Source organism: Blastomonas sp. 34TW (assembly GCF_059803595.1).
In genome coordinates, this window is record NZ_JAPFGW010000008.1 from 1 (window position 1) to 26102 (window position 26102).

Below are 26102 nucleotides of genomic sequence, written 5' to 3' on the forward strand. Positions count from 1 at the left end.
CATTGCGTGTGGGGCCCCCCAACCTGTCAACAGAAGGAACCGTTCAATGCGACCTTGACAAGGCCCGGATCATACAAGTCGCTCTTCAGCCGGTCGCCGGTGCGGCGGTCGATCTGGCCCGAACGCACATCGGTATCGACCCGCGCTTCGAACTGCGCACGCTGCGTGGCCAGCGGAGTGCGCCCGAACTGCCATTGCGCCTCGATCGACTGGGTCGAGCCGGTACGATCGCCGAACAGCGCTCCGAAGATCGAGTTCAAGCGCTCCTGCTGGCGCGAACGCTGCTGATCCTGCGCGCCGGTATCGGTCTGCGCGAAAGCGGCGCCGCTCGTCAGCATTAAGGCTGCGGCGGCGGTGGCGGTGTAAAGGCTTTTCATGATTATATTCCTCGTTGAACGATGCACGCACTACGTGCCGCTTCACCGAGGGTTGCGATGAGCCGAGTGTCCGGCCCGGTAAAATCAGGTCAACCGGCGAGCCCGGCCTTGAGACTCCCGATCACCTTGTCCTGATTGTCGAGCAGCGCCAGCACGTGCTGGCGCGCCTGTTCGATCTGGTCGCTGCCGCCGGGCTTCACCTCGCCCGCCGCCTCTTTCTGGAGGCGTGCGATATAGAGCTCCTCGAGATCGCCCAGGATCTCCGCCAGATCGCGCCGCGGCGCATCGAGCGCGCTGATCTTCGTCTGCGCGACCGACCAATCCTCGCTCCCCACCGCATCGCCCCTGGCCGCGCCCGAAGCAGCCTGTGCTGCCGAGCGGGCGAGCGCGAAATCGGCCTCGGCCTTGTCGGCGCGCGCCAGCATGGCGGCAAGATCGCGCGCCAGTGCCGGATCGGCAATGCTCTCGATCGGCGGCGGCGGGGCCTTGGCCTCGGCCTGGCGATCGCGCAGCTCGACCTCGCGCCGCTCGAGCGATGGCAGTTCGGCCATGGGCTGCAGACACCCGGCGAGCAGCATGGGCCATGCGAGGACGAGCGAACGGGCGAGCTTTGCCGGGGTGACTTTCATGACCCAGGGCTGTAGGACAGCACGCAATCGCGGGCAACCGGCTTGCGTCGCGGCGCAGCCTTGATGCGCATGACAGCCCAAAAAAGCCGCCGCAGCGGTTGACAGCACCGCCGCTTTCACCTAACGGGCATGGCTTTCCGGCGCGGGACATCCCGTCGCAGGGCAGTGGTTTTCACTCTGCCGATTCGGGTCTGGCAACAGACAGGATGAAACAGGCGATCATCACAATTTGCGTGCCCGGAACCCGATTGAAGCAAACAGAAACGAGACAACCCATGTTCGCTATCGTGCGCACAGGCGGCAAGCAGTATCGCGTTGCAGCCGGAGACAAAATCGCAGTGGAAAAGCTGGCCGGTGAGGCTGGCGACGTCATTGCGCTGAACGACGTTCTGCTGGCCGGTGACGGCGGCGAGGTCAAGGATGTGGCCGGTGTGGTCGTCTCCGCCGAAATCATCGCCCAGGCCAAGGCTGAAAAGGTGGTGATCTTCAAGAAGAAGCGTCGCCACAACTATCGCCGCAAGCTCGGCCATCGTCAGCAGCACACGATCCTGCGCATCGTCGCCGTGGGCGAGGAAGCCAAGAAGGCTGCGCCGAAAAAGGCCGCCGCTGCCAAGACCGAAGCTCCGGTCGAAGCCGCTGCCGAAACCCCCGCTGCCGAGGCTGCACCCAAAAAGGCTCCGGCCAAGAAGGCTGCCACCAAGAAGGCCGCTGACACCGATTCGTCGGCTGACAACGCCTGATCGCGCGCGAACCCAAGGAGTTTTGAGAAATGGCACATAAGAAAGCAGGCGGTTCGTCGCGCAACGGTCGTGATTCCGCAGGTCGTCGTCTCGGCGTGAAGAAGTTCGGTGGCGAGCCCGTCATCGGCGGCAACATTATCATCCGCCAGCGCGGAACCAAGGTTTATGCCGGTGCCAATGTCGGCATGGGCAAGGACCATACGCTGTTTGCGCTCACCGAAGGCCGCGTGAAGTTCCACGAAGGTCGCCTTGGTCGCAAATACGTATCGGTAGTCGCCCCGGCGATGGCGGAAGCCGCCGAATAACGGACGATCGATGACGGGTCGTCCTCTCACAGGGATGACCCCGGCCGGTGAAACACCCGGACCAGATGACAGGGAGATGGGGTCCGTCCCGTCTCCCTTTCTTTTTGTCTCCCTGTCACCGCGCTGACTCCAGCCTGTCATGTTTGACTGGCAAGGCGCGGGCAACGAGGAGAGACATAATGTTTGCAAGAACGCAAAGATTGTTGCTGCGGCCAGTCTGGCCCGAAGATGCCGATGCGCTGTTCGCGGGCATCAACGATGAGCGCATCGTGTGCAATCTTGCCCGCGCGCCCTGGCCCTATAGCGCTGAACACGCCCACGAATTTGCCGCGCGCGCGCAGGACCCCTTCTATCCGCACTATCTGCTCACCCTGCCGGGCGATGCCGGGCAGACGCTGATCGGCAGCTGCGGCCTGGGCCGCACCGATGCGGGCGAGGCCGAGCTCGGCTACTGGATCGCGCGCGATCACTGGGGCAAGGGCTATGCGACCGAGGCGGCGCGCGCGGTGATCGCCAATGCCTGGACGCTCGGCCACCGCCGGATCGTCGCCAGCCACTATATCGACAACCCCGCCTCGGGCGCAGTGCTGCGGCGGCTGGGCTTCACCCCCACCGGCACCACCCGCCCCCGCTTCAGCCTGGGCCGCGGCTATGAAGCGATGGCGCAGGAATATGCGCTGGAGAGTGACATGGCGGAGGTAGAACGACCGCTCGCCGCGTGAGCGGTGGGCGATGGGCGGTGAGCAGTAAGCGGTGAGCAGCGCCGCCCCAAGCCGCGCCGCTGCCCCGTCACCCCTGCGAAAGCGGGGGGCGAGCTTTTGCGGTCGGCCTGGGCCTGCAGGGCCAAACATGGAGGATATGGAAGCCAGCGGCTTTAAAGCGGAGACACACGGAGCTGAACCTCACCGACCTTCCGACGGATCACTGATTAATTCCAAGCCGATCCATCTGTTGATTTGCTCGATCGAAGCTTCTCAGGCTGCAAGGCAATGAACGACAAAGTCCGCTAGCGTCTCCCAAAGCATTTTTAGATGCTCAGGTGAAACACTAAAATTTGGCGAATGCACATATCGGTTTAATGTATCTATCGACACGATAACTTCCGCCTGTTGCAACTTATTTATGACCCCAAGATATTTTTTATCAATCTTACCATCGACGTGAAGATCTGATGCAACCTTCGCTGCCTTACGCGACAATCTTTCTTCCAAACTTACTGTATTCAGCTTTGTTCGCTTTATGTAGTTATCGACAGAAAGTTCCAACAAAACTCGAAGTAGGACTGATATCGCGTTAGGCTCTTCGCTGAGTTCCAATTTATACTGTAGCTCCTCCCAAATAGCGCGGTGCCTTTGGAGGTGTGCGGACCAAACAATGCCGTAGCTGACGTTTGGAATCAGGTGAGGCCAAGCAACCGGCCGCGGAGCAGGAGTCGGGCGTGGCGGCGCAGGTGCAGGAGTCGGCGATGGAGTTGGACTTGCACCGGACTTCGGCGTCACTTTCGGTAGCAGCCCCTCCGCTTCTAAGCGGTCAATGTAAGACAGCTTAGACTCGGTATCCCATATCTGCTCAAGTGTGACTTCGCGATTTGCCAGATCATTGGCAACCCGGCTTAGGACGTTCAGCGTCTCCTGACGGTCACGGATAATATCAAGCTTGCCCTTTCGTACAGATATACCAAGCCGATTACGGAGTGCTTCCGATGAGAGCAGACGGTTTAGATTTGATCGAGGAATTTTCTTCCTAGGCAGTATTTTTGCATCTTTGAGTAATTTCTCGATCTCATCGGCAATGTTTAGCCCTCCTCCCTTGCCTGTGCGGACAACGAAGTTGGTTTTCATTCGGTCGTTCCACGTGCTTTGACCTACTCCGCCCTGAACGCCGGTGTGGCGTCGAAAAAGAATATCATCAACACGATCCCGGTCATATTCAACTCTGCATTCAATCTTTTCTGGGAAGCTACCTGGCCATTTAAGTTTCAGTTCAGCGAAGAACTGCTGGAGCTCGACTGTTGGAGCACGCCTCGGGTTTCCAAGCAGCTTAAGACACGTCGTACGACGATTGCCATCGGCAACGATGTAATTGTCACCAGCTGGAAAGACTAGCGGCGGCTCAAACACTTCCCCTTTGCTAGTTATATCCTTAGCCAGGTTACGCATGTGAGCTTCTTGCGCAGCGAATAGCTGAGCGATCGCTGCGGTCTCGTTTTCGAGTTCACCGTGCCGATCGTTCGCTGGATTCACAATCAATGATGCGAGGGGTAACTTTCGGTATACCATACTTCCTCCGTGAGCGGAGGCGAGCATGATTTTATCTAACCGTCAATTAAATTCGCGATAGCGTCCTTCAGACACTTCCGCTGTCTGCGAAGCCATTTGATTAGCGGGTAATATCGAGATGCATAGCACTTACGCTGCGCTAGGTTGCCGTAATGGCCGCTGCGCTCACGTTGGTGGCTAGGATGAGCTGCAAAAAACCCACCATTCCCAAACTCCCGATTATCGGCATTCCCTACTAAAGCCAAATGCCACCAGCCGTCTCACCCCGTCCACGCGGCTTCGGCGCCCTCACGCTACACAAGCGGGATTGCCGCTTTCGCGGGAATGACGAGGGGTTAGATGGCTGAAGCCCCCTCGCCTCAGCGGCGGGCGGCGATCTGGGCGCCGGCGGGCTTGGTGGGCGTCGCGCGGGCGATGATGCATTCGCCGCCGCTCTTGCGGACCTGGGCGCACATGGCGCGGGCGCTCTTTTCGTCCGCGAAGCCGTTGGCGGTCAGGCGGTGCAGCGTGCGCGCGCCGACGGTGGTGGGCACGGCGACCTTGGAGAAAGCCGCGAGATCCTTGTGCTTGGCGCTATAGCCGGCCCAGGCGCGGTTGGCATTGGCTGCGCTCGAGAACACGCCGAGTTGCACCGCGAACGCGCCATTGCTGACCGGCGAGAAGCTGGCCTTCTGGAAGACGGCGGGCGCGGGCGCGGCCTTGGCCGGAGCCGCCTTGGGAGCAGGTTTCGGCGCAGGCGCAGCAGCGACCCGAACCTTTTCCTGCTCGACGATCATCTGGCGCTTTGCGGCCATTTCGGGGCGCAGCTTGCGCACCGCCTTGCGGCGATAGCTGGCGGGCAGCGGCTGGACGATCTCGCGTGCTGTCATCAGCGGCGCGACGACCGCGCCCGAAGGTGCGGCTTCGGCCATGACCGGCGCGGGTGCAGCCTCAAGTTCGGAGGCCGGAACCGGCACCGATTCGACCCCGGCGAGTTCCATCGGCCTATCTTCAACCGGGGGCAGTTCGATCGGACCGGCTGCGGGCGCCATCGCCTGCTGGCCGATCTGCGTCGCGACCTCGCCCATGGACGGGGTAGCCGACAGCGCCAGCATCACCGGCTGGCCCGGATCCATCGCGGCCGGCGTGACGCCAAGCACCGATGCGACGCGCTGGGCATGGGCATCGGGATGCGCGATGCGCGCCCATTCGGCGATGCGCTGCTGCGCGACCTGCGGATCGAGATCCTGCCCAGCCATGATCTGTGCCTCGCGCCAGCGCCCGTCGAGCGCATAGGCAAAAGCGAGGTTCTGCCGTACCTTGGCGGTGTTATCTCCAGAGCGGATGAGCTGTCCGAGCACCTCCACGCCGGTCCTGGTGTCCCCGGCCAGAGCCAGCGCCAGACCGTAATCGCTCGCAGGAATGGTGTCGCGATGTTCCTGCAGCAATGCCAGCGCAGCGTTGGTGCGGCCTTCTGCGACATGCATCAGCGCCAGGCTGATCACCGTGCGCGCGCTCGCATCACCCAGTGCCAGCGCATCGTCGAGCGACTGGCGCGCGGAGGCGAAGCGGCCATTGGCGAGATAGGCCTGGGCGAGCATCTTGCGCAGCTCGGGATTGCGCGGATCGAGCGCGACCGCGGCTTCGGCCTTGTCCAGCGCCTTGTCAGTCTTGCCCGAGGCAAGCGCCTTTTGCGACGCGGACGTAAGGCTCTGCGGACGGCCACCACCGCCATGCGCCGAACAGCTCACCAGCACGCTGCCGACCAGGATGGTCGATGCCGCCAGCTTGAGCGCCAGCGCCCGGTTGATCTTGGATCCGCTTGCCATAGCCTAAGTTCCCTCTTCGTCGGCCCCGACCTGCCTGCGTTCGCCTCAAAGCGTCGCCGATCGCGTCACGCGACCCGCCAGGTCCTCTATTTCGGTCATTTTGGTTAACAATTCGTCAAGCGCCGCCGTAACCAGCTGCTGCGCGGATTGTCCGCTGACCGCGCTGGCCAGCCTGAGCTTGAGATGACGGTCGGCATCGAGCCGCAGCGTGAAGGCCGCGCGGCGGGCCGAGGACTGGACCGCGGCGGCCACGACTTCCTGCATCACCGCCTGCTTGCGCTTGCGCTGGCGGACCGCAGGAACCGGCGCTGCGACCGGTTCGGGCACCGCGATCGCGGCCACGGGCTCGGGCACCGGCGCGGGCGCGATCTCGGGCTGGAGGTCCAGATCGGGTGCGGCGACCGGCTCGGGAGCCGCAACAGGCTCGGCCAGGCGCTCGGCAATCTCGGCCTGCTGGCGCACCACATCGGGCACGATGGGTTCGGGCGCGGGCGCGGACGCCGTTTCGCCCGGCACCGTATCGGGGATCGCGCCTGCCAGCAGATTGCCGTAATGCGGCGCGCGCTCCTCGTGCGCGGGATCGACATCATAGCCCATGTCGTTCCAGCCCAGATCGTCCTGCAGGCCGTGCACGCCGGGCGTCAGCCCTGCGGTGCCGAGCGTGCCGAGACCGTCCATGCCCTGGCGGCGCATCGCGGGGCGTGCGGCCCCCTTGCGCGCGAGCAGGCCGGACGAGAGCGATGCCATTGGTTTGGGTTCGGCCATAAAGCTCATCCTTGCCCCCGTAACTGCATCACGATCCGGCCACGCGGCGGCCGAAGCCGCCCATCGGGCGGATGGCGCCAGGCGCGACGGGCGCATTGGGCACGGCAAAGACGGTGCGGCGGAAATTCTTTTCCAGCCGGTCCGAGATATAGGTCCAAAGCGCGCGCACCTCTCCGGCCGACTTGCCATTGGGGTCGACCTCCATCACCGTGCGGCCATCGATCATCGAGGCGGCAAAGTCGGTGCGGTGGTGCAAAGTCGTCGGCGCGACCGTCCCATGCTGGGACAAGGCGACCGCGGCTTCAGAGGTGATCCGCGCCTTGGGCGTGGCGGCGTTGACGACGAAGATCAGCGGCTTGCCGGCGCGCTCGCACAGGTCGACCGTCGCGCCGACCGCGCGCAGATCGTGCGGGCTGGGACGGGTCGGCACCACGATCAGCTCGGCGACCGAAATCACCGACTGGATCGCCATGGTGATCGCGGGCGGCGTATCGATGACGGCGAGCTTGAAGCCCTGCTGGCGCAGGATCGCGAGATCGGCGGGCAGCCGGGCGACGGTGGTCTGCGCAAAAGCGGGATATTCGGGCTCGCGCTCGTTCCACCAGTCGGCGAGCGAGCCTTGCGGATCGATGTCGATCAGCACCACCGGGCCATCGCCAGCCAGCTGCGCCTGCACGGCCAGATGACCCGAAAGGGTCGTCTTGCCCGATCCTCCTTTTTGAGATGCCAAAGCGAGTACGCGCACTCCAAACCCCCTGTCCGGTCCATTCGGTTAAGGGGAAAATGCGCGGAGGCAGCTAATTTTGAGTTAACACGGACCTTGCCATGCCGTCGGCAGGCCGGGATTTCAGGGCTTTGGAGCGGTCTTCAACCCGTCTTGATGCAGGCGTAAACGCTTTGCTAACGTGTCGGTAACTATAGCGGTTTACGCCAGCAAGGCCCGGTGCGCCCGGTTTGCAGCGGCATTTCCGCCTGATAAGGTCGGCGCACGGTTTTACCATATGCGATGGAGCAAGACCCGCATGGCACGTTCGACAAAATTTTCCCGCAATTTCGCTGTCTTGGGTGCTGCGGTGGCAGCGCTGGCGCTGTCCAGCCCGGCACTGGCCGATGTCAAGGCCGGGGTCGATGCCTGGGAACGCGGCGAATTCGCCAAGGCCGTCGAGCAATGGCGTGACCCTGCGGCCAAGGGCGATGCCGATGCGCAGTTCAACCTGGGCCAGGCCTACAAGCTGGGCCGCGGCGTGCCGATGGACCTCAAGCAGGCCGAAGCCTGGTACAAGAAGGCCGCCGATCGCGGTCATGTCCAGGCGGCGGACAATTACGGTCTGGTGCTGTTCCAGGACAACCGCCGCGAAGAGGCGATGCCCTATATCCGCGCTTCGGCCGACCGGGGCGAGCCGCGCGCGCAATATGTGCTGGGCACCGCGATGTTCAACGGCGACATTGCCGAGAAGGACTGGGTGCGCGCCTATGCGCTGATGACCCGCGCCTCGGCCCAGGGCCTTCCCCAAGCCTCGCGCAGTCTGGCGACGATGGACAAGTACATCCCGCTCGCCGAGCGGACCAAGGGCACGCAGCTTGCCGCGCAGCTCGAGCGCGATGCCGTGTCCGAACGCCAGAAGCTCGCGGGCGCCGCTGCGGGCCTGAAGGTCGCCGATACCGCGACCGGCGCCACCGCGCCTGCCAAGCCGGTCGTCACCGCCGCCGCCGCCAAGCCGGCACCGGCGATCGCCCGCCCCGCGACCGGATCGGCGATCCAGACCACCGACCTTCCGCCTTCGCGCGCCACGGGCCCGGTGATCCCCACCCTGCCCTCCAGCCCCAACAGCGCGGCAGCGAGCGCGGGCGTCGATTTCGCGACGATGGGCACGCCCTCGGCGTCAACCCCGGCCCCTGCACCCAAGCCTGCTCCTGCAACCGTCGCTGCGGCGCCAAAGCCTGCGCCTGCTCCCGTCGCCCCGGCCCCCAAGTCCGCCGCACCGGCCGTTACAGCCCCGGCTGTCGCGGCCGCAACCACCGCGCCTGCCGTGGCCGCGTCGGGCGACTGGCGCATCCAGCTGGGTGCGTTCAGCGAAGAAAGTCGCGCGCGCACCCTGTGGAGCGGACTCGAACGCCAGAACCAGGCGCTTGCGGGGCTGCAGCCCTATCTGGTCAAGGCAGGTGCGATCACCAAGCTTCAGGCAGGCCCTTTCGCCAGCCAAGCCGCCGCCAAACAGGCATGCGACAGCGTCGCGCGCAGCGGCCAGGCCTGTTTCGCGATCAAGAAATAGGCAGGAACGGGCGGGCCGTCGGGCTCGCCCCGTCCAGCTTGCCAGTGCTCAATCCGCCTGCATCGTCACCGGTGGGCGCCCGTCACCCTGGGTGATGACGACGATCAGGTCGCCTGCGCGCAGGCTGGCGCTCTCGTCGTCGAAAAAGCCATAAGGCTTGCCGTCGCGATAGATGCGCACGCCGATACCGTCCTTGATCTCCTTCAGCGGTATGCCGATTTCCTCGGTGCGCACCGCGCGCTCGATCAGCACCACCCGACCGCTCGACGAGGCAAGGTCGGCGAGATAGCTGCTGATATGCGGCCCGCTGCACGATCCGGCGAGCAGCAGCCCGGCAAAGCTCACGGGATTGATCACCGTATTCGCCCCCGCCTGACGGGCGAGCAGTTCGTTGTCGCCAGCGCGGATCACAACGCTGATCGGCACGTCGGGCGCCAGGTGCCGGATCGTCAGCACGATCAGGATCGAGGTGTCATCGCGGCCTGCCGAGACGATCGCCGAGCAGCAGCGGTCGATATGCACGTCCTTCAGCGTCTCGTCGCGCGTCGCATCGGCGTTCAGCACGTTGCACCCCATCGCTTCGGCCTTGGCGAGCGATTCCTCCGACTGGTCGACCACGACGATGCACGACGGATCGGTGCCGCGCGCGATCAGTTCGCGCACCGCTTCCGACCCGCTGGTGCCGAAGCCCAGCACCACGATATGCCCCTTCAGGCGCTGCTGGATCCTGCTCATCTGCCATTTTTCCCATGTGCGCTTGATGACGAAACTATAGGCGGTGCCGACGAAGATGAAGATCACCGCGACGCGCACCGGCGTCACCAGCACCGATTCGATCAGCCGCGAACGGTCGGACACCGGGGCGATATCGCCGAAGCCGGTGGTGGTAACCGAGATCATCGTGAAATAGACGACATCCAGAAAGCTGACATGATCGTCATAATTGTCCTTGAGCCCGGCGCGATCGAGCCAGTGGATCAGGATCACGAACGCGATGAGGAAGAAGGCGACGCTCAGCCTCAGGGTGACGTCCGCCCAGACCGGCAGGCGCGCCGCGCGTTTCAGCAAGGCGCGCGGCTTGATCTCTGAATCGCCCATGCCTGAGGCTCAGCCGCGCGGCAAATATTGCAGCGGGTCGACCGGCTTGCGGTCCTTGCGCAGCTCGAAATGCAGCTTGGGCGTCTCGGCAAAACCGCTCTGGCCCGCCGCGCCCAGCACCTGCCCCGCCTTGACCGCCTGGCCCCGCGTCACGTCGATCCGCTCGGCATGGCCATAGGCGCTGACCCAGCCGCCGCCATGGCTGATCAGGATCAGCCCGCCATAGATCGCGACCTCGCTGCCGGCATAGCTGACCACCCCGTCGGCCGCCGCGCGGAACGGCTGACCGCGCGTCGCGCTGATATCGATGCCGTTGCTGATCTGCCCCTTGCCGACGGGCCCGTAACGGGTGAGCAGCGAGCCGCTGAGCGGCCAGACGAACTTGCCAGAAAAGCCCTTGGGCACATCGACGGGCACGCTCGCCGCCACCGGCGCGCGCGCGGGCTTGGCGGCAGGCACGGGCGTTCCTTCGGCGATAGCGGGCTGGCTGCCGGTGACGACATCGTCGATATTGACCACCAAAGCACCGATGCGGCTGGGCGGCTTGCCGGGTCTGGCCGGGGCCGTGCCGGCGGGTGCGGCAGCGGCAAGCTGCGCGCCTGCAGGCAGTTTCAGCCGCTGGCCAACGCGCAGGATATAGGGTTCTTCAAGCCCGTTCAGCGCGACGATGTCGCTCCAGGCGACCTTGTACGCCTGGGCGATGGCGATGCCCGTCTCGCCGCTCGCCACCATGTGATAGCGCCCGCCGGGAATGGTGAGCTGCTGGCCGGGCCGCAGGATATAGGGCGCAGCAAGGCCATTGGCCGCGGCGATCGCTTCTGATCCTGCCCCGGTGCGGTTGCCGATGCCGCGCAGCGTATCGCCCGCCTGGACGGTATAGGTCGTGCCGATCACGTCTGCCGCATTGGGCGCAACGCTGCGGCTTTCCCAGACCGGTGCATCGCTGCCCGCAACCGGCTGGGCCAGCGGCGGCGCAGCCGGCTGGCCGGCCTCGGTAATCTCGGGCTCGATCGCTGCCGGCGTCATACCGCCGGGAATGCAACCCGCAGCCCCCAAGGTCGCCAGCAGGGCCAGCCGCCCGTCGATCCGTTTCCTACCCCTCAGCATAGAAACCATGTCTAGCACGGATTGCCGCCATTGCCAGTGGCGCGGTGCAGGATTTGACAGCGTCCAGTCGGCTCACTCCGCCGCGAAGGTCTGGGTCAGCGCCGCGATCGACTGATGATGCGTGAGATCGAGATGCAGCGGCGTCACCGCGATATAGCCGTCGGCCACGGCTTCCAGATCGGTGCTGTGCGCCGGGCTCTGCTCGGCTGCGCCCAGGCCGAACCAGTGATATTCGAACCCGCGCGGATCGGTGTTGGTGACGATCTTCAGCCGCCCGTAATCACGGAACCCCTGGTTCACGACCTTGACACCGCGCACCCGATCGGCAGGCAGGGCGGGGAAATTGACATTGATCAGCGTGCGCGGCGGCATCGGCTGATCGATCAGCTTGCGCACCACCTGCTCGCCCCAGCGGGTCGCCGCGTCGAACGACACGTCGAGCCCCGCGCCCTCTCTTGCATAGACCTGGCTCAATGCGATGGAGGGTATGCCCGCGAGCGCGCCTTCCATCGCGGCGGAGACGGTGCCCGAATAGGTGACGTCCTCGCCCAGGTTGGCGCCGCGATTGACGCCCGACAGGATCAGGTCGGGCGGCGAGTCCTGCATCAGCCGCGCCACCGCCATCATCACCGCGTCGGTGGGCGTGCCAGTGACCGAGAAGTGCTTCTCGCCATGCTGGTGGACGCGCAAGGGACGGGTGATGGTCAGCGAATGACCAGCGCCCGACTGCTCTTCCGAAGGTGCGACGATCCAGACATCGTCCGAGATCGCGCGCGCGATCCCGGCGAGCACGGCAAGGCCCGGCGCGTGGACGCCATCGTCATTGGTCAGCAGGATGCGCATGAGTGGAGGTCTCCGGATTGCAGGGCCTCCCCCCTAGCCCGAAGCGATGCGCTGCACCACCGCCCGATTCACGCGGATGCAACATATGCGAAAAATCGCACATACGCTTTCCGTTGCGACTCGACGTGTTCGCAGCAACGCGATAATGTCGATGGTGCAGCGCAAAAAACAGGCAATCCCGGCCGGGCAACCAGCCGGGTTTCACGTCTAAAAAGCCGGGAAAAGCCGATAATCGGGCGCGCATTCGCAGAGGGAGAATATCCAAGATGGATTCGCTGGTTTCAACCGAATGGCTCGCCAATGAAATGGGCGCTTCGGATCTCCGCATCGTCGATGCGACCAAGTTCCTGCCCGATCACGGCCGCAACGCGCTTGCCGAATATGAAGCCGGCCACATTCCCGGCGCGGTGTTCATGGACCTGGAAGAGCTCGTCGACAGCAACGCCGCGGTCGAGAACACCCTTCCCCCGGCCGAAAAGTTCGCCAGCCGCATGCAGTCGCTGGGCCTCGGCGATGGCAGCCGCATCGTGCTCTACGACGACAGCCCGCTGAAATCCTCCGCACGCGCCTGGTTCATGCTGACAATGTTCGGTGCGCATGCCGTCGCCATCCTCGACGGCGGCATCGCCAAGTGGAAGGCGGAAGGCCGTCCGCTCAAGACCGGCAAGGAAACGCTGCGCCACCGCCATTTCACCGTGTGGGAAGACCGCAAGAACGTCCGCACCAAGGCGGACATGCTCGCCAACCTGCACAGCAAGGCCGAACAGGTCGTCGACGCGCGCCCGACCGCGCGCTTCACCGGCGCAGAAGCCGATCCGCGCCCGGGCATCGCCTCGGGCCATATCCCCGGATCGGTCAACCTGCCACACAGCGCGCTGTTCAATGCCGATGGCACCTGGAAGACCGGCGACGATCTCAAGGCCGCGTTCGAGGGCGCGGGCATCGATATTGCCAAGCCGATGGTCACCACCTGCGGATCGGGCATGACCGCCAGCGTCGTCGCCTTCGGGGCGCATCTGCTCGGCAAGACCGACGTGTCGCTCTACGACGGCAGCTGGGCCGAATGGGGCGCCGATGCCGACGCGCCCAAGGTGACGGGGTAATTTTTCCGCCTCTCCCCTTCAGGGGAGAGGGCAACGAGACTTGGTGAGCGGCACGCGAACCTAGTCGCAGTGGGAGAGGGGCCAGCGTCGGCATCCAGCCGCCGCCCCTCTCCAACTCCGCCTAGCATGCTGCGCATGCAAGGCTGCGTATCCTCTCCCCTGAAGGGGCGAGGACAGGACAACAATATGCCCAAGCCCCCCTCCTCCCCGCAATCGCCCGCCACCCGCCTCGTTACCGGTGGCCGTCGCGCAGAGTGGACCGGAACGGCGGAGCAGCCGGGCGCGGTGGTCAATCCGCCGGTCTGGCGCGCGAGCACGCATCTCTATCCCGATACAGCCGCTCTCAAGTCCGGCCCGCAAACCAATGAGGACGGACGGTTTTTCTACGGCCGCCGCGGCGCGCCGACGCAATGGGCGCTGGCCGAGGCACTGACGGCGCTCGAGCCGGGCGCGCACGGCACGATGCTCTACCCCTCGGGCGTCGCCGCGATCACCGGCGCGTTGCTCAGCGTGCTGTCGCCGGGCGACGTGCTGCTGATGACCGACAGCGCCTATGACCCCTCGCGCAGCTTCGCCGACGGGTTGCTCAAGCGCTTCGGCATCGAGACACGCTATTACGATCCACTCATAGGCTCCGGAATTTCCAGCCTTATCTGCGAAAGCACCCGCGCCATCCTGATGGAAAGCCCCGGCAGCCTGACGTTCGAGGTGCAGGACGTGCCCGCGATCTGCGCCGCCGCACGCGCCGCCAATCCCGACATCGCGCTGCTGATCGACAATACCTGGGCGACGGGCCTGTTCCTCCCCGCGCTGGAGCTCGGCGCGGACATGAGCATCATGGCCTGCACCAAATATATCGTCGGCCATTCGGACGTGATGCTGGGCTCGGTCACCGCGACGGAAGCGTCTTATCCGCGCCTCCGCCAGACCGCACAAGGCCTGGGCCATGTCGTCTCGCCCGACGATGCCTGGCTCGCGCTGCGCGGCTTGCGCACGCTCGACGTGCGGCTGCGCCAGCACCAGGCCTCGGCGCTGCGCATCGCGCACTGGCTGGCCGAGCAACCCCAGGTCGCGCGCGTGCTGCACCCCGCGCTTCCTTCCTGCCCGGGCCACGCGCTTTGGCAGCGCGACTTCAAGGGATCGAGCGGGCTGTTCTCGTTCGTGCTCGACGGCGGGACGGACAAGGCGCGCGCGGCGCTGATCGATACACTCGAGCTGTTCGGCATCGGTTACAGCTGGGGCGGGTTCGAGAGCCTGGCGATCCCGGTCGACCCCGCGCGCTGCCGCAGCGCCACGCCCTGGCCGCCCATGGGCGACGCCAATCGCTATGCCGTGCGGCTGCATATCGGGCTGGAAGACCCGGATGATCTGATCGCCGACCTTGCCAAGGGATTGCAGGCCTTTACCATGGCGGCATGACTGCAGGGATCAACGCACTGTTCATGCGCTGGGGCTGGATCGAGCGCCCCGACGACCTGCAATATATCGAGGGCATTCTCGCCGCGATGGTGGCGACCGCCGCGCTGGTCATCGGTTGGGCGCTCAGCCGCCTGATCTATCTGCGCCTTGCCGCCATCTGGGAGCGACGCGCCGGCTATGAGAGCCAGCTTGCGCGCCGCCGCATCCGCGACATGGTGCGCCGCTTCACCACGGCGATGCTGATCGGCATGGCGCTCAACCTCTATGACTGGAGCCTGATCGCCTCGGTCGTGTTCGGCCTGACGCTTGCTATTTCGCTCGCCTTGTTCGTCAACGATCTGGTGCGCGGCGTGCGCATGCCCGACTGGCTCGGCACGTTCCTCGGCCTCGCGACGCTGATCTCGATCCTCGCGAGCATGTTCGGCGGATTGGAGCCGATCACCACCGCGATGGACCGGGTCGGCTTCGATCTCGGCCAGAAGCGTTTCTCGCTGCTCTGGGTGGTCACGATCGCAATCACGGTGCTGGTGCTCTATACCGCCGCGCGCGTGGTCAACCGCATCGCCGGGCATATCATCGGCAGCAGCGACAGCCTCGACCCGACGCAGAAGCTGCTCGGCCAGAAGATCGCGGGCGTCGTCGTCATCGTGCTCGCCTTCTTCATCGGCATCGACACTTTGGGCATCGATCTCACTGCGCTCAGTTTCTTCTCGGGCGCATTCGGGCTCGCGATCGGCTTCGGGCTGCAGAAGACGATCGGCAACCTGTTTGCAGGCATCATCCTGCTGCTCGACCGCTCGATCAAGCCCGGCGATGTCATCGCGGTGGGCGACAGCTTCGGCTGGGTGAACAAGATCGGCGTGCGCGCGGTCTCGGTCATCACCCGCGACGGCAAGGAGCATCTGATCCCCAACGAGGACCTGATGACCACGCCGGTCGAAAACTGGTCCTATTCGGACCGCAACGTGCGCATGCGCATCCCGATCGGGGTGAGCTACAACAGCGACATGCAGGTGGTGCAGGAACTGCTCTACCGCGCGGTGGACGAAGCCCCGCGCGTGCTCAAGGACCCTGCCCCGCGCATCTGGATGACGGAATTTGCCGACAACAGCGTCAACTGGGAAATCCGCGCGTGGATCGCCGATCCCGAAGGCGGCATGGGCAATATCCGCGGCGACGTGCTGATGCGCGTGTGGAACCTGTTCAAGGAACACGGCATCGAAATCCCGTTCCCGCAGCGGGACTTGTATATCAAGGAAATGCCGGGGATGGGGAAGGAAGCGCCAGAAGACACAGCGGCGCCACACACCCCCCGCTCAGCCTGAGCCTGTCGAAGGCTGCGCGCGAGGGAAAGGAAGGGCGGCACTATCACATCCTCCCCGAGCTTGTCTCGGGGAGGGGGACCGCCGACCGCAGGTCGGTGGTGGAGGGGAAGCGGGATGGCACACACCGTGATCCAGTGCACGCACCCGCTGCCCCTCCACCACCCGCTGTGCGGGCGGTCCCCCTCCCCCAGCAAGCTGGAGGAGGATTTTGGTTGCTGGGCCTTCGACAAGCTCAGGCTGAGCGGACGTGGGGCGCTATCCGGCGGCTCAAGGTTGCTCGGTCACCGTGGGGGTCGATGCCACCGCTTCGGCGGAAAGCACCGGCTTGGCCGCGGCCTTGTCGATCGCAGCGAGCAGGCGGCCGGCTTCGGTGCAGGTGCTGGTGCACAGCGCCTCGATGCGCACCAGGTTGCGCCGCGCCTTTTCGACCGCGCCGCGCTGGATCATCGCCTCGCCCTGGCCGGCCAAGGCCGCGACATCATTGGGATCGAGCCGCAGCGCCTCGCGATAATAGCGGATCGCCTTGCCCGGCAGATTTTGTGCACTCGCCACCTGCGCCAGCGCGATATAGGCGGCCCGGTTGCCCGGATCGACCGCGAGCGCGGCCTCGTACAGGCCATTGGCTTCGTCGAGCTTGCCCGCAGCCTGCACCTTTGCGCCTTCATCGACCAGCAGCTGCGAGGCCGGATTGACCGCATAGCGCACCGGCTGGCCGATCCCGGTGCTGGAAACGGTCGCAAGAACGAGCGACAGGGCAATGGCGGCGGGCGCAAAACGCATGATAGTCTCCCAGGCAGAGCGTAACGCTATCATGACCGCCGGGCTCTTGTGAAGAAAAAGCCATCGGTGCCGTCATGACGCGGGGTGAGCAGTCGGCCGGTCGCGGGCGCAGGGTCTGATGCGTCGCAAAGCCGTCCATCGGCTCCGATCAGGCGGCCAATCTGCATATCGGGGTTGACGATAGTCCAGCCCTCCCGATCGCACAAGCCGCGCGCGGCCTGTCGTGGTCCTTCGTCGGGCAGCAGCGAACAGACCGCATAGACCAGAGCCCCGCCGGGCCGCACCAGCCGCTGCGCGATCTCGATCAGCCGTGCCTGCTCCGCCACTACACGCGCGAGCCGGTCGGGGGTGAGCCGCCAGCGCGTTTCGGGATTGCGCCGCCAGGTGCCCGATCCGCTGCACGGCGCATCGACCAGTACCAGATCGGCCTGGCCCTCGAACGGCGCCAGCTTGTCCCATTCGCGCTTCGGGTCGAGCAGCAGCGGCTCGATCCGGTCGCGCCCGGCGCGCTTCCTGCGCGGCTCCATCGCCTGCAAGCGGTCGCGGCTGGTGTCCGATGCTATGATCCGCGCCTCGGGCAGCAAGGCGGAGAGCGCGAGCGTCTTGCCGCCCGCGCCCGCGCACAGGTCGATCACCAGTGCCGGAGCCTCTTCACCCAGGCACGCCTGGACGATCGCCTGACTGCCCCAGTCCTGGACGTCGATGACGCCTGCCTGCCAGGGCGCGCTATCCTCGACCGGCGTGTTGCCGGGCAGCCGCGCGGCGCGGGGCAGCGAATCGCTGAATACGATCTCCGGCCAGACTGCGCTGAGCGCATCGCGGTCGGTGCGCAAAGGATCGTAACGCAGGTCGAGCGGCGCGCGCTCGAGCAAGGCTGCCTTTTCCGCCTCGTCGAACAGCGGCGGCAGCAACGCCTCGATCCATGCGGGAATGACGCCACCTTCGGCCACCGGCTCGCTTTCGCTCAGCCGCGCCGGACCATAGGTCGAACCATCGAACAGCTCGGCGAGCGCATCGTCCTCCCGCGCCAGCCCGGCCAGCGCCGCGCGTCCGTTCACCGGCAGCTCGCCGAAGCGCCGCACCGCACGCCAGGCGAGATCGCGCACCGCGCGCCGGTCGCCCGACCCCATATAGCGGCGCTCACGGAAGAAATTGCGCGCCAGCGTGTCGGCGCTCGCCCCCTGCCCGCGCGCGGCATTCAGGATCGCATCGACCAGATCGATCGCCGCCTGGACACGCGCTGCCGGGGTCATTCCTCGCCCTCGCGCCGCGCCTTTTCAGCCTCGGCGTCGAGCTGGCGGAACAGCGTATCGAACTCTTCCGCCCCCGGCACCGGCATGCAGACATGCGACACGCCGCTATGCCGTGTCGCCGCAACAAAGCCCGTCGCCGCGCGCTCGCACGCCTCGGCGCTGGCGAACAGCTGGTTGACCCGCTCGACCTCTACCCTGCCGGGCTGGCCCGGTACAGACCAGGCCAGGATCAGCATATAGGGGATGAGCTCGACCATCGCCCGTCAGCGCGTGGGGTAGTTCGGGGCCTCGCGGGTGATCGACACGTCATGGACATGGCTTTCGCGCAGGCCCGCATTGGTGATCCGCACGAACTCCGCATTGCGGCGCAGCGCCTCGATCGTCGGCGAACCGGTATAGCCCATCGCCGCCTTGATGCCGCCGACCAGCTGGTGGACGACATCGCGCGCCGGGCCCTTGTACGGTACCTGCCCTTCGATGCCCTCGGGGACGAGCTTCAACTGGTCCTTGATATCCTGCTGGAAATAGCGATCGGCGCTGCCGCGCGCCATCGCGCCGACGCTGCCCATGCCGCGATAGCTCTTGTAGGCGCGGCCCTGATACAGGAACGTCTCGCCCGGCGCTTCCTCGGTGCCTGCCAGCATCGATCCGATCATGATCGTCGACGCGCCCGCAGCGAGCGCCTTGGCCGCATCGCCCGAGGTGCGCAGGCCGCCATCGGCGACAATCGGAATGCCCGACTTGTCGGCTTCCTCCGCCGATTCCATGATCGCGGTGAGCTGCGGCACGCCGACGCCAGCGACGACGCGGGTGGTGCAGATCGATCCCGGACCGATGCCGACCTTGACGCCATCCGCCCCCGCATCGATCAGCGCGCGCGTGGCCGAAGCGGTCGCGACATTGCCCGCGATAACCTGGACATGGTTGGAGTATTTCTTGATCGCCTCGACCGCGACCGCGACCATCTTGCTATGGCCATGCGCGGTATCGACCACGATCAGGTCGCATTCGGCATCGATCAGCGCCTTGCTGCGCTCCAGCCCCGCCTCGCCGACCGTCGAGGCGGCAGCGACGCGGAGCCGCCCCGCGGCGTCCTTGGTCGCATCGGGGTTCATCACCGCCTTTTCGATGTCCTTGACCGTGATCAGGCCGATGCAGCGATAGTCCTTGTCAACCACCAGCAGCTTTTCGATCCGGCGCTGGTGCAGCAGGCGGCGTGCCTCGTCCTGGCCGACATCGGCGGGGACGGTGGCGAGGTTTTCCGAGGTCATCAGCTCGCGCACCGGCTGGGCCGGATTCTCGGCAAAGCGCACGTCGCGGTTGGTGAGAATGCCCGCCAGTTTGCCCGAGGGTTCGACCACCGGGATGCCCGAAATGGCATGCTGGCGCATCAGCGCCTGCGCTTCGGCGAGCGGGGCATCTGGCGTGATGGTGATCGGATTGACCACCATGCCGCTTTCAAAGCGCTTGACCTGGCGCACCGCCGCGATCTGCTCTTCGATGCTCAGGTTGCGGTGGAGCACGCCGATGCCGCCCAGCTGCGCCATGACGATCGCCATGCTCGCCTCGGTTACCGTATCCATCGCAGAGGAGAGCACGGGGATGTTGAGCCGGATGCTGTTGGTCAGCCGCGTGGTCGTATCCGCCTGGCTGGGCACGATTTCCGACGCTGCCGGGCGCAGCAGAACGTCATCGAATGTCAGGCCAAGGGGGATGTCCATGCGGGTGCCACTTTCTTTAGCGAATCTGGTTTCGGTGGCGGCCCATGTAACCAAGCCGCGCGTCAATCGCCAGTGGTTGCGGGCTTATATTTCGCGGTGTCGGCAAAATAGCGCGCGAGCGCGACATGCAGATTGGCGTCGTCGGTCGCCCCGCCCAGCGGGGTCGCATCGGTCAGCTCGTCATCGGGCTGATGATAGACGGTAGTGAGGAACGCCTGGAGCAGCTTCATGTCGCTGAACGATCCGCCCGCCATGATCGACTTGACGCCCTTGGCACCGAGCGCCCAGCCATCCTGGCGGCGGATGAACGCGTTCGCCTCGGTATCGCTGTCGACTGCGCGCCCCAGCGACTTCGCGATGTCGTCGACGATGGAATCCAGCCCGTTCTCGCCGCGCCCGACCAGCGCCACCGGCGCCCCGGCAGGCGCGATCGCGACGGTATCGACATTGAGCGCAACGGCGATGTCCTTCAACGGCACGACGGGATGATCGGCGAAATAATAGGCCCCCAAAAGGCCGCGCTCTTCCGCCGTGGTGCCCATGAAATAGACATCGCGCTCCACCGGCGCGCCGCGTGCCAGCCGCTCGGCGACGGTGAGCAGCACCGCCATGCCACTCGCATTATCGACCGCGCCGTTGCAGATGCGGTCCTCGGCCTCCTCGCTGCGGCAGATGCCGAAATGATCCCAATGGCCGAGCAGCAGCACCGCGCCCGCTCCGGGCTTGGCTCCGGGGATCTTGCCGATGACATTGTGGCTCTCGAACGCGCGCACCTGCGTGCTGGTGGCAAGGTCGAGCGTCACCGGCAGCGTCACGGGCGCGAAGTCGGGCCGGGCAGCATCGGCAGCGGTCACCTTACCTGCGCGCATCAGCGCCTCGGTCACGTCGCCGCGCAGCACGCCACCGATCGACGCGCTGACATCGTCGCTGGCGAGCCGCATCGATCCATTGGCGAGCTGCGCGCGCAGGCCGCTCCAGGGCGCGCCATCGGGCGCGGTGATCAGCACGGCGGCAGCGCCGCCTTGCGCGAGCAGCTTCTGCCGATCGCGCAGGCCAGGCAGCTTGGCCGCGCCCTCGAACTTGGGTTCGGCCGAGAGCATCAGCACGATCCGGCCCCTTACATCGGCATTGAGCTTGCCGTCCGCTCCGACGCCATGGCCGACAAACAGTGGCTCGCCGGTCACGCGATCGGTCGGGTTGCGCCCCGATAGTGCCACGCCGTCTTCGGCGAGTTTCAGCGGCTTGCCGCGCGCGCTGGCGCTCACCGCTTGCGCATAAGGCTTGCGCTCGACCAGTGGCACCGGCTGGAACCAGGGATGCGCCCCGTCATTGGTGCCCGATACCAGCCCATAGCTCGCCCAGGTCTTGGCGAGATAATCCAGCGTCTTGGTCTCGCCGGCCGAACCGGGGCCGCGTCCTTCGAATGCGTCGCTGGCCAGCTGTGCGATATGGCTGCGCACCTCCGCCTCGCTGATCGGCGCGGGCTTGGCTTGTGCAATCGCGGTGGCGGGAAGGATCGAGGCCGCAAGGGCCAGAGCGGTCAGGGCGCGGTGCCGGAAGGTCTGTGTCATCGGCAGGTCATGGCGCAAAGCGCTGCGCTCGTGCAATAAGGCGACCTATCGCCTCCGCATAATCTGGATAGCTGTTGCAGAAATGCCCCGCACCCGCCTGTCGATCTGCCAGCGCAAGCAGCGCTTCGTCAGCGAGGATGACGCGGTGCGCGCGGCGATCGCAGCGACGATCGATCTCAGGCCCTATCGATGCGATCGCTGCGGGCACTATCACCTGACCAGCAGGCTCAAGGGCAAGCGTCGCCTGCCACTGTCATAGGGACGGGGGCCAGCATGTCGCCAGCCCCCTGCCCCGTTCATTCGCCTGCGATCTTCAGCCCGGTGAAATGCGCCAGGAACGCATAGATGTCCGACGATTCCTCGATGATCTTGTCGGTCGGCTTGCCCGAGCCATGGCCCGCGCGCGTCTCGATGCGGATCAGGTGCGGCTTGTCGCCCGCTTCGGTCGCCTGCAGCTTCGCGGTGTATTTGAAGCTGTGCCCCGGCACCACGCGGTCGTCGGTATCCGCGGTCGAGACGATCACCGCCGGATAATCGGCTTTGCGGATCGTGTGATAGGGCGAATATTTGATCAGCGTCCTGAAGTCCGCTTCCTTGTTCGGATAGCCATAATCATCGACCCAGTAGCGCCCGGCGGTGAAGCGGTCGAAGCGCAGCATGTCCATCACGCCGACCGCCGCATTGGCCGCCGCGAACAGATCGGGCCGCTGGTTGACCACCGCGCCGACCAGCAGACCGCCGTTCGATCCGCCCTGGATGGCGAGCTGGTCCTTGCCGGTCACGCCTTCCTTGATCAGGAATTCACCCGCCGCGATGAAATCGTCGAACACGTTCTGCTTGTTGGCGAGGCGACCGGAATCATGCCAGGCCTTGCCATATTCGCCGCCGCCGCGAATATTGGCCTGAACGAACACGCCGCCCTGTTCGAGCCAGGCCAGCCGGGTCGGCGAGAAGCCCGGCGTCAGCGAGATGTTGAAGCCGCCATAGCCATAAAGCAGCGTCGGCGCGGGGCCGGTAACGCTCTTCTTCTTCACGATGAACATCGGCACCCTGGTGCCGTCCTTGCTGGCGTAGAAGCGCTGCTCGACGACATAATCGTCGGGGTTGAACGCCAGCTTCGGCTCGGCCCAGGGCGTTACCGCGCCATTGGTCAAATCATAGCGATAGATGGTCGTCGGGCGATTGAAGCTCGAATAGGAGAAGAAGGTTTCCTTCGAATCCAGATCGCCCTGGAAGCCGCCGACCGAACCGATGCCCGGCAGCGGCAGATCGCCCGCCGGTTTTCCGTTGAGGTCGAACAGCTTCACGACATCATGGGCGTCCTTGAGATAGTTGACCAGCAGCTTGCCGCCGATCACCGATGCGCCGTCGATCACCGCGTCGCTCTCTGGCACCACGGTCTGGATGCTGCTTTCGTCGCCCGTGACCGGCATCGCGACCAGCTTGAGCCGCGGCGCATCCTTGTTGGTCACGAAATAGATCGTGTCGCCCGCCATGCCCGCCATCTGCCAGTCGTTCTTGAGCTCGGGCACGATCACGCGGCGCTTGGCCGGGTTGGCGACATCGATCATCGTGAGGCGATAGCGCTCGTCGGTGCCCGAGGACGAGGTGACGAGCAGGAAGCTGCCGTCATCCGACAGTTCGGCGACATGGTTGAGCTTGGGCTCGTCCGGCGTCGCATAGATCAGCGGATCGGCGCTCTGCGGTGTGCCCAGCGCGTGATAGCGGATTTCCTGGTTGGTGTTGAGCGACTGGAACTCGCCCGCCTTGTCGGGTTCGGGGAAGCGCGAATAATAGAAGCCCTTGCCGTCCTTGTCCCAGTCGAGCCCGGAGAATTTGACCCATTTGACCTCGTCGTCGAGCGTCTTGCCGGTCGCGACATCGAGCACCTTCACCGTGCGCCAGTCGCTGCCGCCATCCTGGATCGAATAGATGAGCTTGGTGCCATCGTCGCTCGGCACCCAGGCGTCGAGCGCGGTCGCGCCATCCTTGGCCCAGGCATTGGGATCGATCAGCACACGCTCGGGTGCGGTGGCGCTGTCCTTGACGTACAATACCGACTGGTTCTGCAGCCCCGAATTGCGCGTGAAGAAATAGCGGCCGCCCTTTTCGCGCGGCACGCCGGTGCGCGCGAAATCATAGAGCGCGCGCATCCGCTTGGCGAGCGCGGCCCGGCCCGGCAGCGTCTCGAGATAGGCATCGGTGACCTTGTTCTGCGCCTCGACCCAGGCGGCAACCTTGGGATCGACGCGGACATCGTTTTCGAGCCAGCGATAGGGGTCCTCCACCTTGACGCCGAACTGCTCTTCCACCGTGTCGACCTTTTCGGTCACCGGATAGGCGATCGGCGCATCCTTGGCGGAGGCGGGCATGGCAAGGGTCATGGCGACGGTTCCCAGCAAGGCAGCAAATATGGCGCGGTGGCGCATGGGGCGATCCTCTTAGATTGTTGATTGGACAAACGAAAACAGGCCGCGAACTTAGCATTCGCGGCCTGTCTGGCAATCCGGTTTCGTGTGATACTGTTACGCGTCGGCGTAATCGTCTTCGGTCAGCACCGGACCCGAATCCTGGCCCTTGGCGCTGGTGTCGCGGTCGACCAGTTCGATGATCGCCATCGGCGCGGCGTCAGAGGCGCGGAAACCGGCCTTCAGCACGCGGGTATAGCCACCGGCGCGGTCGGCATAGCGCGGCGCCAGCGTGTCGAACAGCTTGACCAGCTGGGCATCGTCCATCAGGCGAGCCATGGCGAGACGACGGTTGGAAAGGCCTCCACGCTTGGCCAGCGTGATCAGCTTTTCGACATAGGGACGCAGTTCGCGCGCCTTTGGCAGCGTGGTCTTGATCTGCTCGTGCTTGATCAGCGAGGCTGCCATGTTGCGCAGCATCGCGATACGATGGGCGCTGGTCCGCTGCAGCTTGCGCTTGCCTACTCCGTGACGCATTTTTCTGTACTCCGTTCGTAAGGGGGCCGTTTCAGGTACCCCGGTCCTGGCAAATCAGGGTCTTGCCTTTAACCCATAAGCCCTCTCCCCTTCAGGGGAGAGGGAGGAGCCGCAAAGCGGCGGAGGGAGGGGGGAAGTCGCCAACACTGGCGCAGGCCCCTCTCCCAACCCTCTCCCCTGAAGGGGAGAGGGCGAGATTGGCTTAGCCCAGCAGTTCCTGTTCCAGCTTCTTGGCCATTTCCTCGATATTCTCGGGCGGCCAGCCGGGGATGTCCATGCCGAGGCGCAGACCCATGCTGGAGAGCACTTCCTTGATTTCGTTCAGCGACTTGCGACCGAAATTCGGGGTGCGCAGCATCTCGGCTTCGGTCTTCTGGACCAGATCGCCGATATAGATGATGTTGTCGTTCTTGAGGCAGTTGGCCGAACGCACCGACAGTTCCAGCTCGTCCACCTTCTTGAGCAGATAGCGGTTGATCTGGTTGGCATCGCCTTCTTCGGGAGCGGCATGGCTGACCGAACCGGTGGTCGCGGTGGCAATGCTGTCCTCGAAATGGACGAACAGCGCCAGCTGGTCCTGCAGGATGCGCGCAGCATAAGCCACGGCATCTTCCGGCGTCACGGTGCCATCGGTCTCGATGGTCAGCGACAGACGGTCATAGTCGAGTTCCTGGCCGACGCGGGTGTTTTCCACCTTGTACGACACCTGACGGATCGGCGAGAACAGCGAGTCGACCGGGATCAGGCCGATCGGCGCATCGACCGGACGGTTGGCCACGGCGGGGACATAGCCCTTGCCGGTGTCGCAGGTCAGTTCGATGTTCAGCGTCGCGCCATCATCGAGGTGACAGATCACGAGATCCTTGTTCATCACCTCGATATCGCCCGAAACCGCGATGTCGCCCGCCTTGACCTGAGCCGGGCCGGTGGCCGAAAGCTGCAGCCGCTTGGGGCCTTCGCCTTCCATCTTCAGCGCGATCTGCTTCACGTTGAGGACGATATCGGTCACGTCTTCGCGCACGCCGGCGAGCGAGGAGAACTCGTGCAGTGCGTTTTCGATCTTGATCGAGGTGATCGCAGCGCCCTGGAGCGACGAGAGAAGCACGCGGCGCAGCGCGTTGCCCAGCGTCAGGCCGAAGCCGCGCTCGAGAGGTTCTGCAACAAAGGTTGCCTTGCGCTTGGGATCGCCGCCGCTCTTGACTTCAAGACCGTTCGGCTTCTTCAGTTCCTGCCAGTTCTTGATGTTGACAGTCATGGACTTCCCCTGAGTGTTGGGCGGGGGCGACGCTCATATGTCGCGCTTGGGAGCCCCGGCCGGAAATTGTTTGGGTGGCGCGTCCGCCACCCCGAACGACAGCCTGGGTGTCAGACGCGACGCCGCTTGGACGGACGAACCCCGTTGTGCGGGATCGGCGTCACATCGCGGATCGAGGTGATGGTGAAGCCCACCGCCTGCAGCGCACGAAGCGCCGATTCACGGCCCGAACCGGGGCCCTTGACTTCGACTTCGAGCGTGCGGACGCCGTGCTCGGCTGCCTTGCGGCCCGCATCTTCCGCACAAACCTGTGCGGCATAGGGGGTCGACTTGCGGCTGCCCTTGAAGCCCATCATACCGGCCGAGGACCAGCTGATGGCATTGCCCTGGGCGTCGGTGATGGTGATCATGGTGTTGTTGAAGCTGGCGTTGACATGAGCAATGCCGGCCGAAATGTTCTTGCGCTCGCGCTTTTTGAGCCTCTGCGGTTCGCGTGCCATATATAA

The 26102-nt window shown here is 65.0% G+C and carries 26 protein-coding genes; 8 read left to right on the plus strand and 18 right to left on the minus strand.

The window, feature by feature from the left end; genetic code table 11:
• Positions 1 to 26: 26 nt before the first annotated feature.
• Both OPU69_RS11220 and OPU69_RS11225 read right to left on the minus strand, forming a co-directional pair.
• Complete coding sequence (locus OPU69_RS11220) at positions 27 to 377, minus strand: hypothetical protein (RefSeq protein WP_498511074.1); 351 nt, start codon at positions 375 to 377, stop codon at positions 27 to 29.
• Between the two features lie 89 nt (positions 378 to 466).
• Positions 467 to 1006, minus strand: a complete 540-nt coding sequence (locus OPU69_RS11225) for a hypothetical protein (RefSeq protein ID WP_498511076.1) — start codon at positions 1004 to 1006, stop codon at positions 467 to 469.
• Positions 1007 to 1281: 275 nt separating this feature from the next.
• Here OPU69_RS11225 and rplU point away from each other — a divergent pair, with 275 nt between their 5' ends.
• The 3 genes from rplU (at position 1282) to OPU69_RS11240 (ending at position 2773) form a co-directional block, all read left to right on the plus strand.
• On the plus strand, positions 1282 to 1746 hold the full coding sequence (rplU, locus tag OPU69_RS11230; RefSeq protein ID WP_060980085.1) for a 50S ribosomal protein L21: 465 nt from the start codon (positions 1282 to 1284) through the stop codon (positions 1744 to 1746).
• 29 nt (positions 1747 to 1775) lie between these two features.
• Complete coding sequence (rpmA, locus tag OPU69_RS11235; protein WP_023839572.1) at positions 1776 to 2051, plus strand: 50S ribosomal protein L27; 276 nt, start codon at positions 1776 to 1778, stop codon at positions 2049 to 2051.
• 203 nt (positions 2052 to 2254) lie between these two features.
• On the plus strand, positions 2255 to 2773 hold the full coding sequence (locus OPU69_RS11240; protein ID WP_498511078.1) for a GNAT family N-acetyltransferase: 519 nt from the start codon (positions 2255 to 2257) through the stop codon (positions 2771 to 2773).
• A 252-nt stretch (positions 2774 to 3025) separates the two neighbouring features.
• On the opposite strand, the gene OPU69_RS11245 is transcribed toward OPU69_RS11240, so the two are convergent.
• The 4 genes from OPU69_RS11245 to OPU69_RS11260 all read right to left on the minus strand — a co-directional run bounded on the left by OPU69_RS11245 (position 3026) and on the right by OPU69_RS11260 (position 7648).
• Positions 3026 to 4210: a ParB N-terminal domain-containing protein gene (locus tag OPU69_RS11245; protein WP_498511080.1), complete on the minus strand. Its 1185-nt coding sequence runs from the start codon at positions 4208 to 4210 to the stop codon at positions 3026 to 3028.
• A gap of 479 nt (positions 4211 to 4689) precedes the next feature.
• Positions 4690 to 6138: an SPOR domain-containing protein gene (locus OPU69_RS11250; RefSeq protein WP_498511082.1), complete on the minus strand. Its 1449-nt coding sequence runs from the start codon at positions 6136 to 6138 to the stop codon at positions 4690 to 4692.
• 45 nt (positions 6139 to 6183) lie between these two features.
• Positions 6184 to 6903, minus strand: coding sequence for a hypothetical protein (locus OPU69_RS11255; RefSeq protein ID WP_498511084.1), 720 nt, complete (start codon positions 6901 to 6903; stop codon positions 6184 to 6186).
• 28 nt (positions 6904 to 6931) lie between these two features.
• Positions 6932 to 7648 (minus strand): AAA family ATPase, encoded by a 717-nt coding sequence (locus tag OPU69_RS11260; protein ID WP_023839567.1) that lies wholly within the window; start codon positions 7646 to 7648, stop codon positions 6932 to 6934.
• A 277-nt stretch (positions 7649 to 7925) separates the two neighbouring features.
• On the opposite strand from OPU69_RS11260, the gene OPU69_RS11265 reads away from it, so the two are divergent.
• Positions 7926 to 9176, plus strand: a complete 1251-nt coding sequence (locus OPU69_RS11265) for an SPOR domain-containing protein (protein ID WP_498511086.1) — start codon at positions 7926 to 7928, stop codon at positions 9174 to 9176.
• Positions 9177 to 9224: 48 nt separating this feature from the next.
• Here OPU69_RS11265 and OPU69_RS11270 read toward each other — a convergent pair whose 3' ends face one another.
• The 3 genes from OPU69_RS11270 to surE all read right to left on the minus strand — a co-directional run bounded on the left by OPU69_RS11270 (position 9225) and on the right by surE (position 12224).
• The gene (locus OPU69_RS11270; protein ID WP_060976900.1) at positions 9225 to 10274 is read right to left on the minus strand and encodes a potassium channel family protein; all 1050 of its coding nucleotides are present in this window, start codon (positions 10272 to 10274) and stop codon (positions 9225 to 9227) included.
• A 9-nt stretch (positions 10275 to 10283) separates the two neighbouring features.
• Complete coding sequence (locus OPU69_RS11275; protein WP_208597774.1) at positions 10284 to 11381, minus strand: M23 family metallopeptidase; 1098 nt, start codon at positions 11379 to 11381, stop codon at positions 10284 to 10286.
• A 72-nt stretch (positions 11382 to 11453) separates the two neighbouring features.
• Positions 11454 to 12224 (minus strand): 5'/3'-nucleotidase SurE, encoded by a 771-nt coding sequence (gene surE / locus OPU69_RS11280; protein WP_498511089.1) that lies wholly within the window; start codon positions 12222 to 12224, stop codon positions 11454 to 11456.
• A 266-nt stretch (positions 12225 to 12490) separates the two neighbouring features.
• Here surE and sseA point away from each other — a divergent pair, with 266 nt between their 5' ends.
• The 3 genes from sseA (at position 12491) to OPU69_RS11295 (ending at position 16071) form a co-directional block, all read left to right on the plus strand.
• Positions 12491 to 13327 (plus strand): 3-mercaptopyruvate sulfurtransferase, encoded by an 837-nt coding sequence (sseA, locus tag OPU69_RS11285; RefSeq protein WP_060976903.1) that lies wholly within the window; start codon positions 12491 to 12493, stop codon positions 13325 to 13327.
• Between the two features lie 186 nt (positions 13328 to 13513).
• Complete coding sequence (metC, locus tag OPU69_RS11290; protein WP_498511091.1) at positions 13514 to 14746, plus strand: cystathionine beta-lyase; 1233 nt, start codon at positions 13514 to 13516, stop codon at positions 14744 to 14746.
• Positions 14743 to 16071, plus strand: coding sequence for a mechanosensitive ion channel family protein (locus tag OPU69_RS11295; protein WP_498511093.1), 1329 nt, complete (start codon positions 14743 to 14745; stop codon positions 16069 to 16071). The genes metC and OPU69_RS11295 overlap by 4 nt, the downstream gene beginning before the upstream one ends.
• A 267-nt stretch (positions 16072 to 16338) precedes the next feature.
• On the opposite strand, the gene OPU69_RS11300 is transcribed toward OPU69_RS11295, so the two are convergent.
• The 5 genes from OPU69_RS11300 to OPU69_RS11320 all read right to left on the minus strand — a co-directional run bounded on the left by OPU69_RS11300 (position 16339) and on the right by OPU69_RS11320 (position 21396).
• Complete coding sequence (locus tag OPU69_RS11300; protein WP_060978290.1) at positions 16339 to 16851, minus strand: tetratricopeptide repeat protein; 513 nt, start codon at positions 16849 to 16851, stop codon at positions 16339 to 16341.
• A 29-nt stretch (positions 16852 to 16880) separates the two neighbouring features.
• Positions 16881 to 18104 (minus strand): RsmB/NOP family class I SAM-dependent RNA methyltransferase, encoded by a 1224-nt coding sequence (locus OPU69_RS11305; RefSeq protein WP_498511095.1) that lies wholly within the window; start codon positions 18102 to 18104, stop codon positions 16881 to 16883.
• Positions 18101 to 18361, minus strand: a complete 261-nt coding sequence (locus OPU69_RS11310; RefSeq protein WP_498511097.1) for a hypothetical protein — start codon at positions 18359 to 18361, stop codon at positions 18101 to 18103. Before OPU69_RS11310 ends, OPU69_RS11305 begins: the two co-directional genes overlap by 4 nt.
• A 6-nt stretch (positions 18362 to 18367) precedes the next feature.
• On the minus strand, positions 18368 to 19825 hold the full coding sequence (gene guaB, locus OPU69_RS11315) for an IMP dehydrogenase (RefSeq protein WP_498511099.1): 1458 nt from the start codon (positions 19823 to 19825) through the stop codon (positions 18368 to 18370).
• Positions 19826 to 19887: 62 nt separating this feature from the next.
• Positions 19888 to 21396, minus strand: coding sequence for a M28 family peptidase (locus OPU69_RS11320; protein ID WP_498511101.1), 1509 nt, complete (start codon positions 21394 to 21396; stop codon positions 19888 to 19890).
• An 82-nt stretch (positions 21397 to 21478) separates the two neighbouring features.
• Here OPU69_RS11320 and OPU69_RS11325 point away from each other — a divergent pair, with 82 nt between their 5' ends.
• Positions 21479 to 21655, plus strand: a complete 177-nt coding sequence (locus OPU69_RS11325; protein ID WP_167348204.1) for a hypothetical protein — start codon at positions 21479 to 21481, stop codon at positions 21653 to 21655.
• A 37-nt stretch (positions 21656 to 21692) separates the two neighbouring features.
• Here OPU69_RS11325 and OPU69_RS11330 read toward each other — a convergent pair whose 3' ends face one another.
• From OPU69_RS11330 to rpsK, 4 genes are all read right to left on the minus strand, one after another.
• On the minus strand, positions 21693 to 23780 hold the full coding sequence (locus OPU69_RS11330; RefSeq protein WP_498511103.1) for a prolyl oligopeptidase family serine peptidase: 2088 nt from the start codon (positions 23778 to 23780) through the stop codon (positions 21693 to 21695).
• A gap of 141 nt (positions 23781 to 23921) precedes the next feature.
• Complete coding sequence (rplQ, locus tag OPU69_RS11335; protein WP_498511105.1) at positions 23922 to 24341, minus strand: 50S ribosomal protein L17; 420 nt, start codon at positions 24339 to 24341, stop codon at positions 23922 to 23924.
• Between the two features lie 202 nt (positions 24342 to 24543).
• A complete protein-coding gene (locus OPU69_RS11340) occupies positions 24544 to 25596 on the minus strand; it encodes a DNA-directed RNA polymerase subunit alpha (protein WP_498511107.1) in 1053 nt (350 codons plus the stop codon).
• Between the two features lie 110 nt (positions 25597 to 25706).
• Positions 25707 to 26096: a 30S ribosomal protein S11 gene (gene rpsK / locus OPU69_RS11345; RefSeq protein ID WP_023836212.1), complete on the minus strand. Its 390-nt coding sequence runs from the start codon at positions 26094 to 26096 to the stop codon at positions 25707 to 25709.
• Positions 26097 to 26102 lie beyond the last annotated feature (6 nt).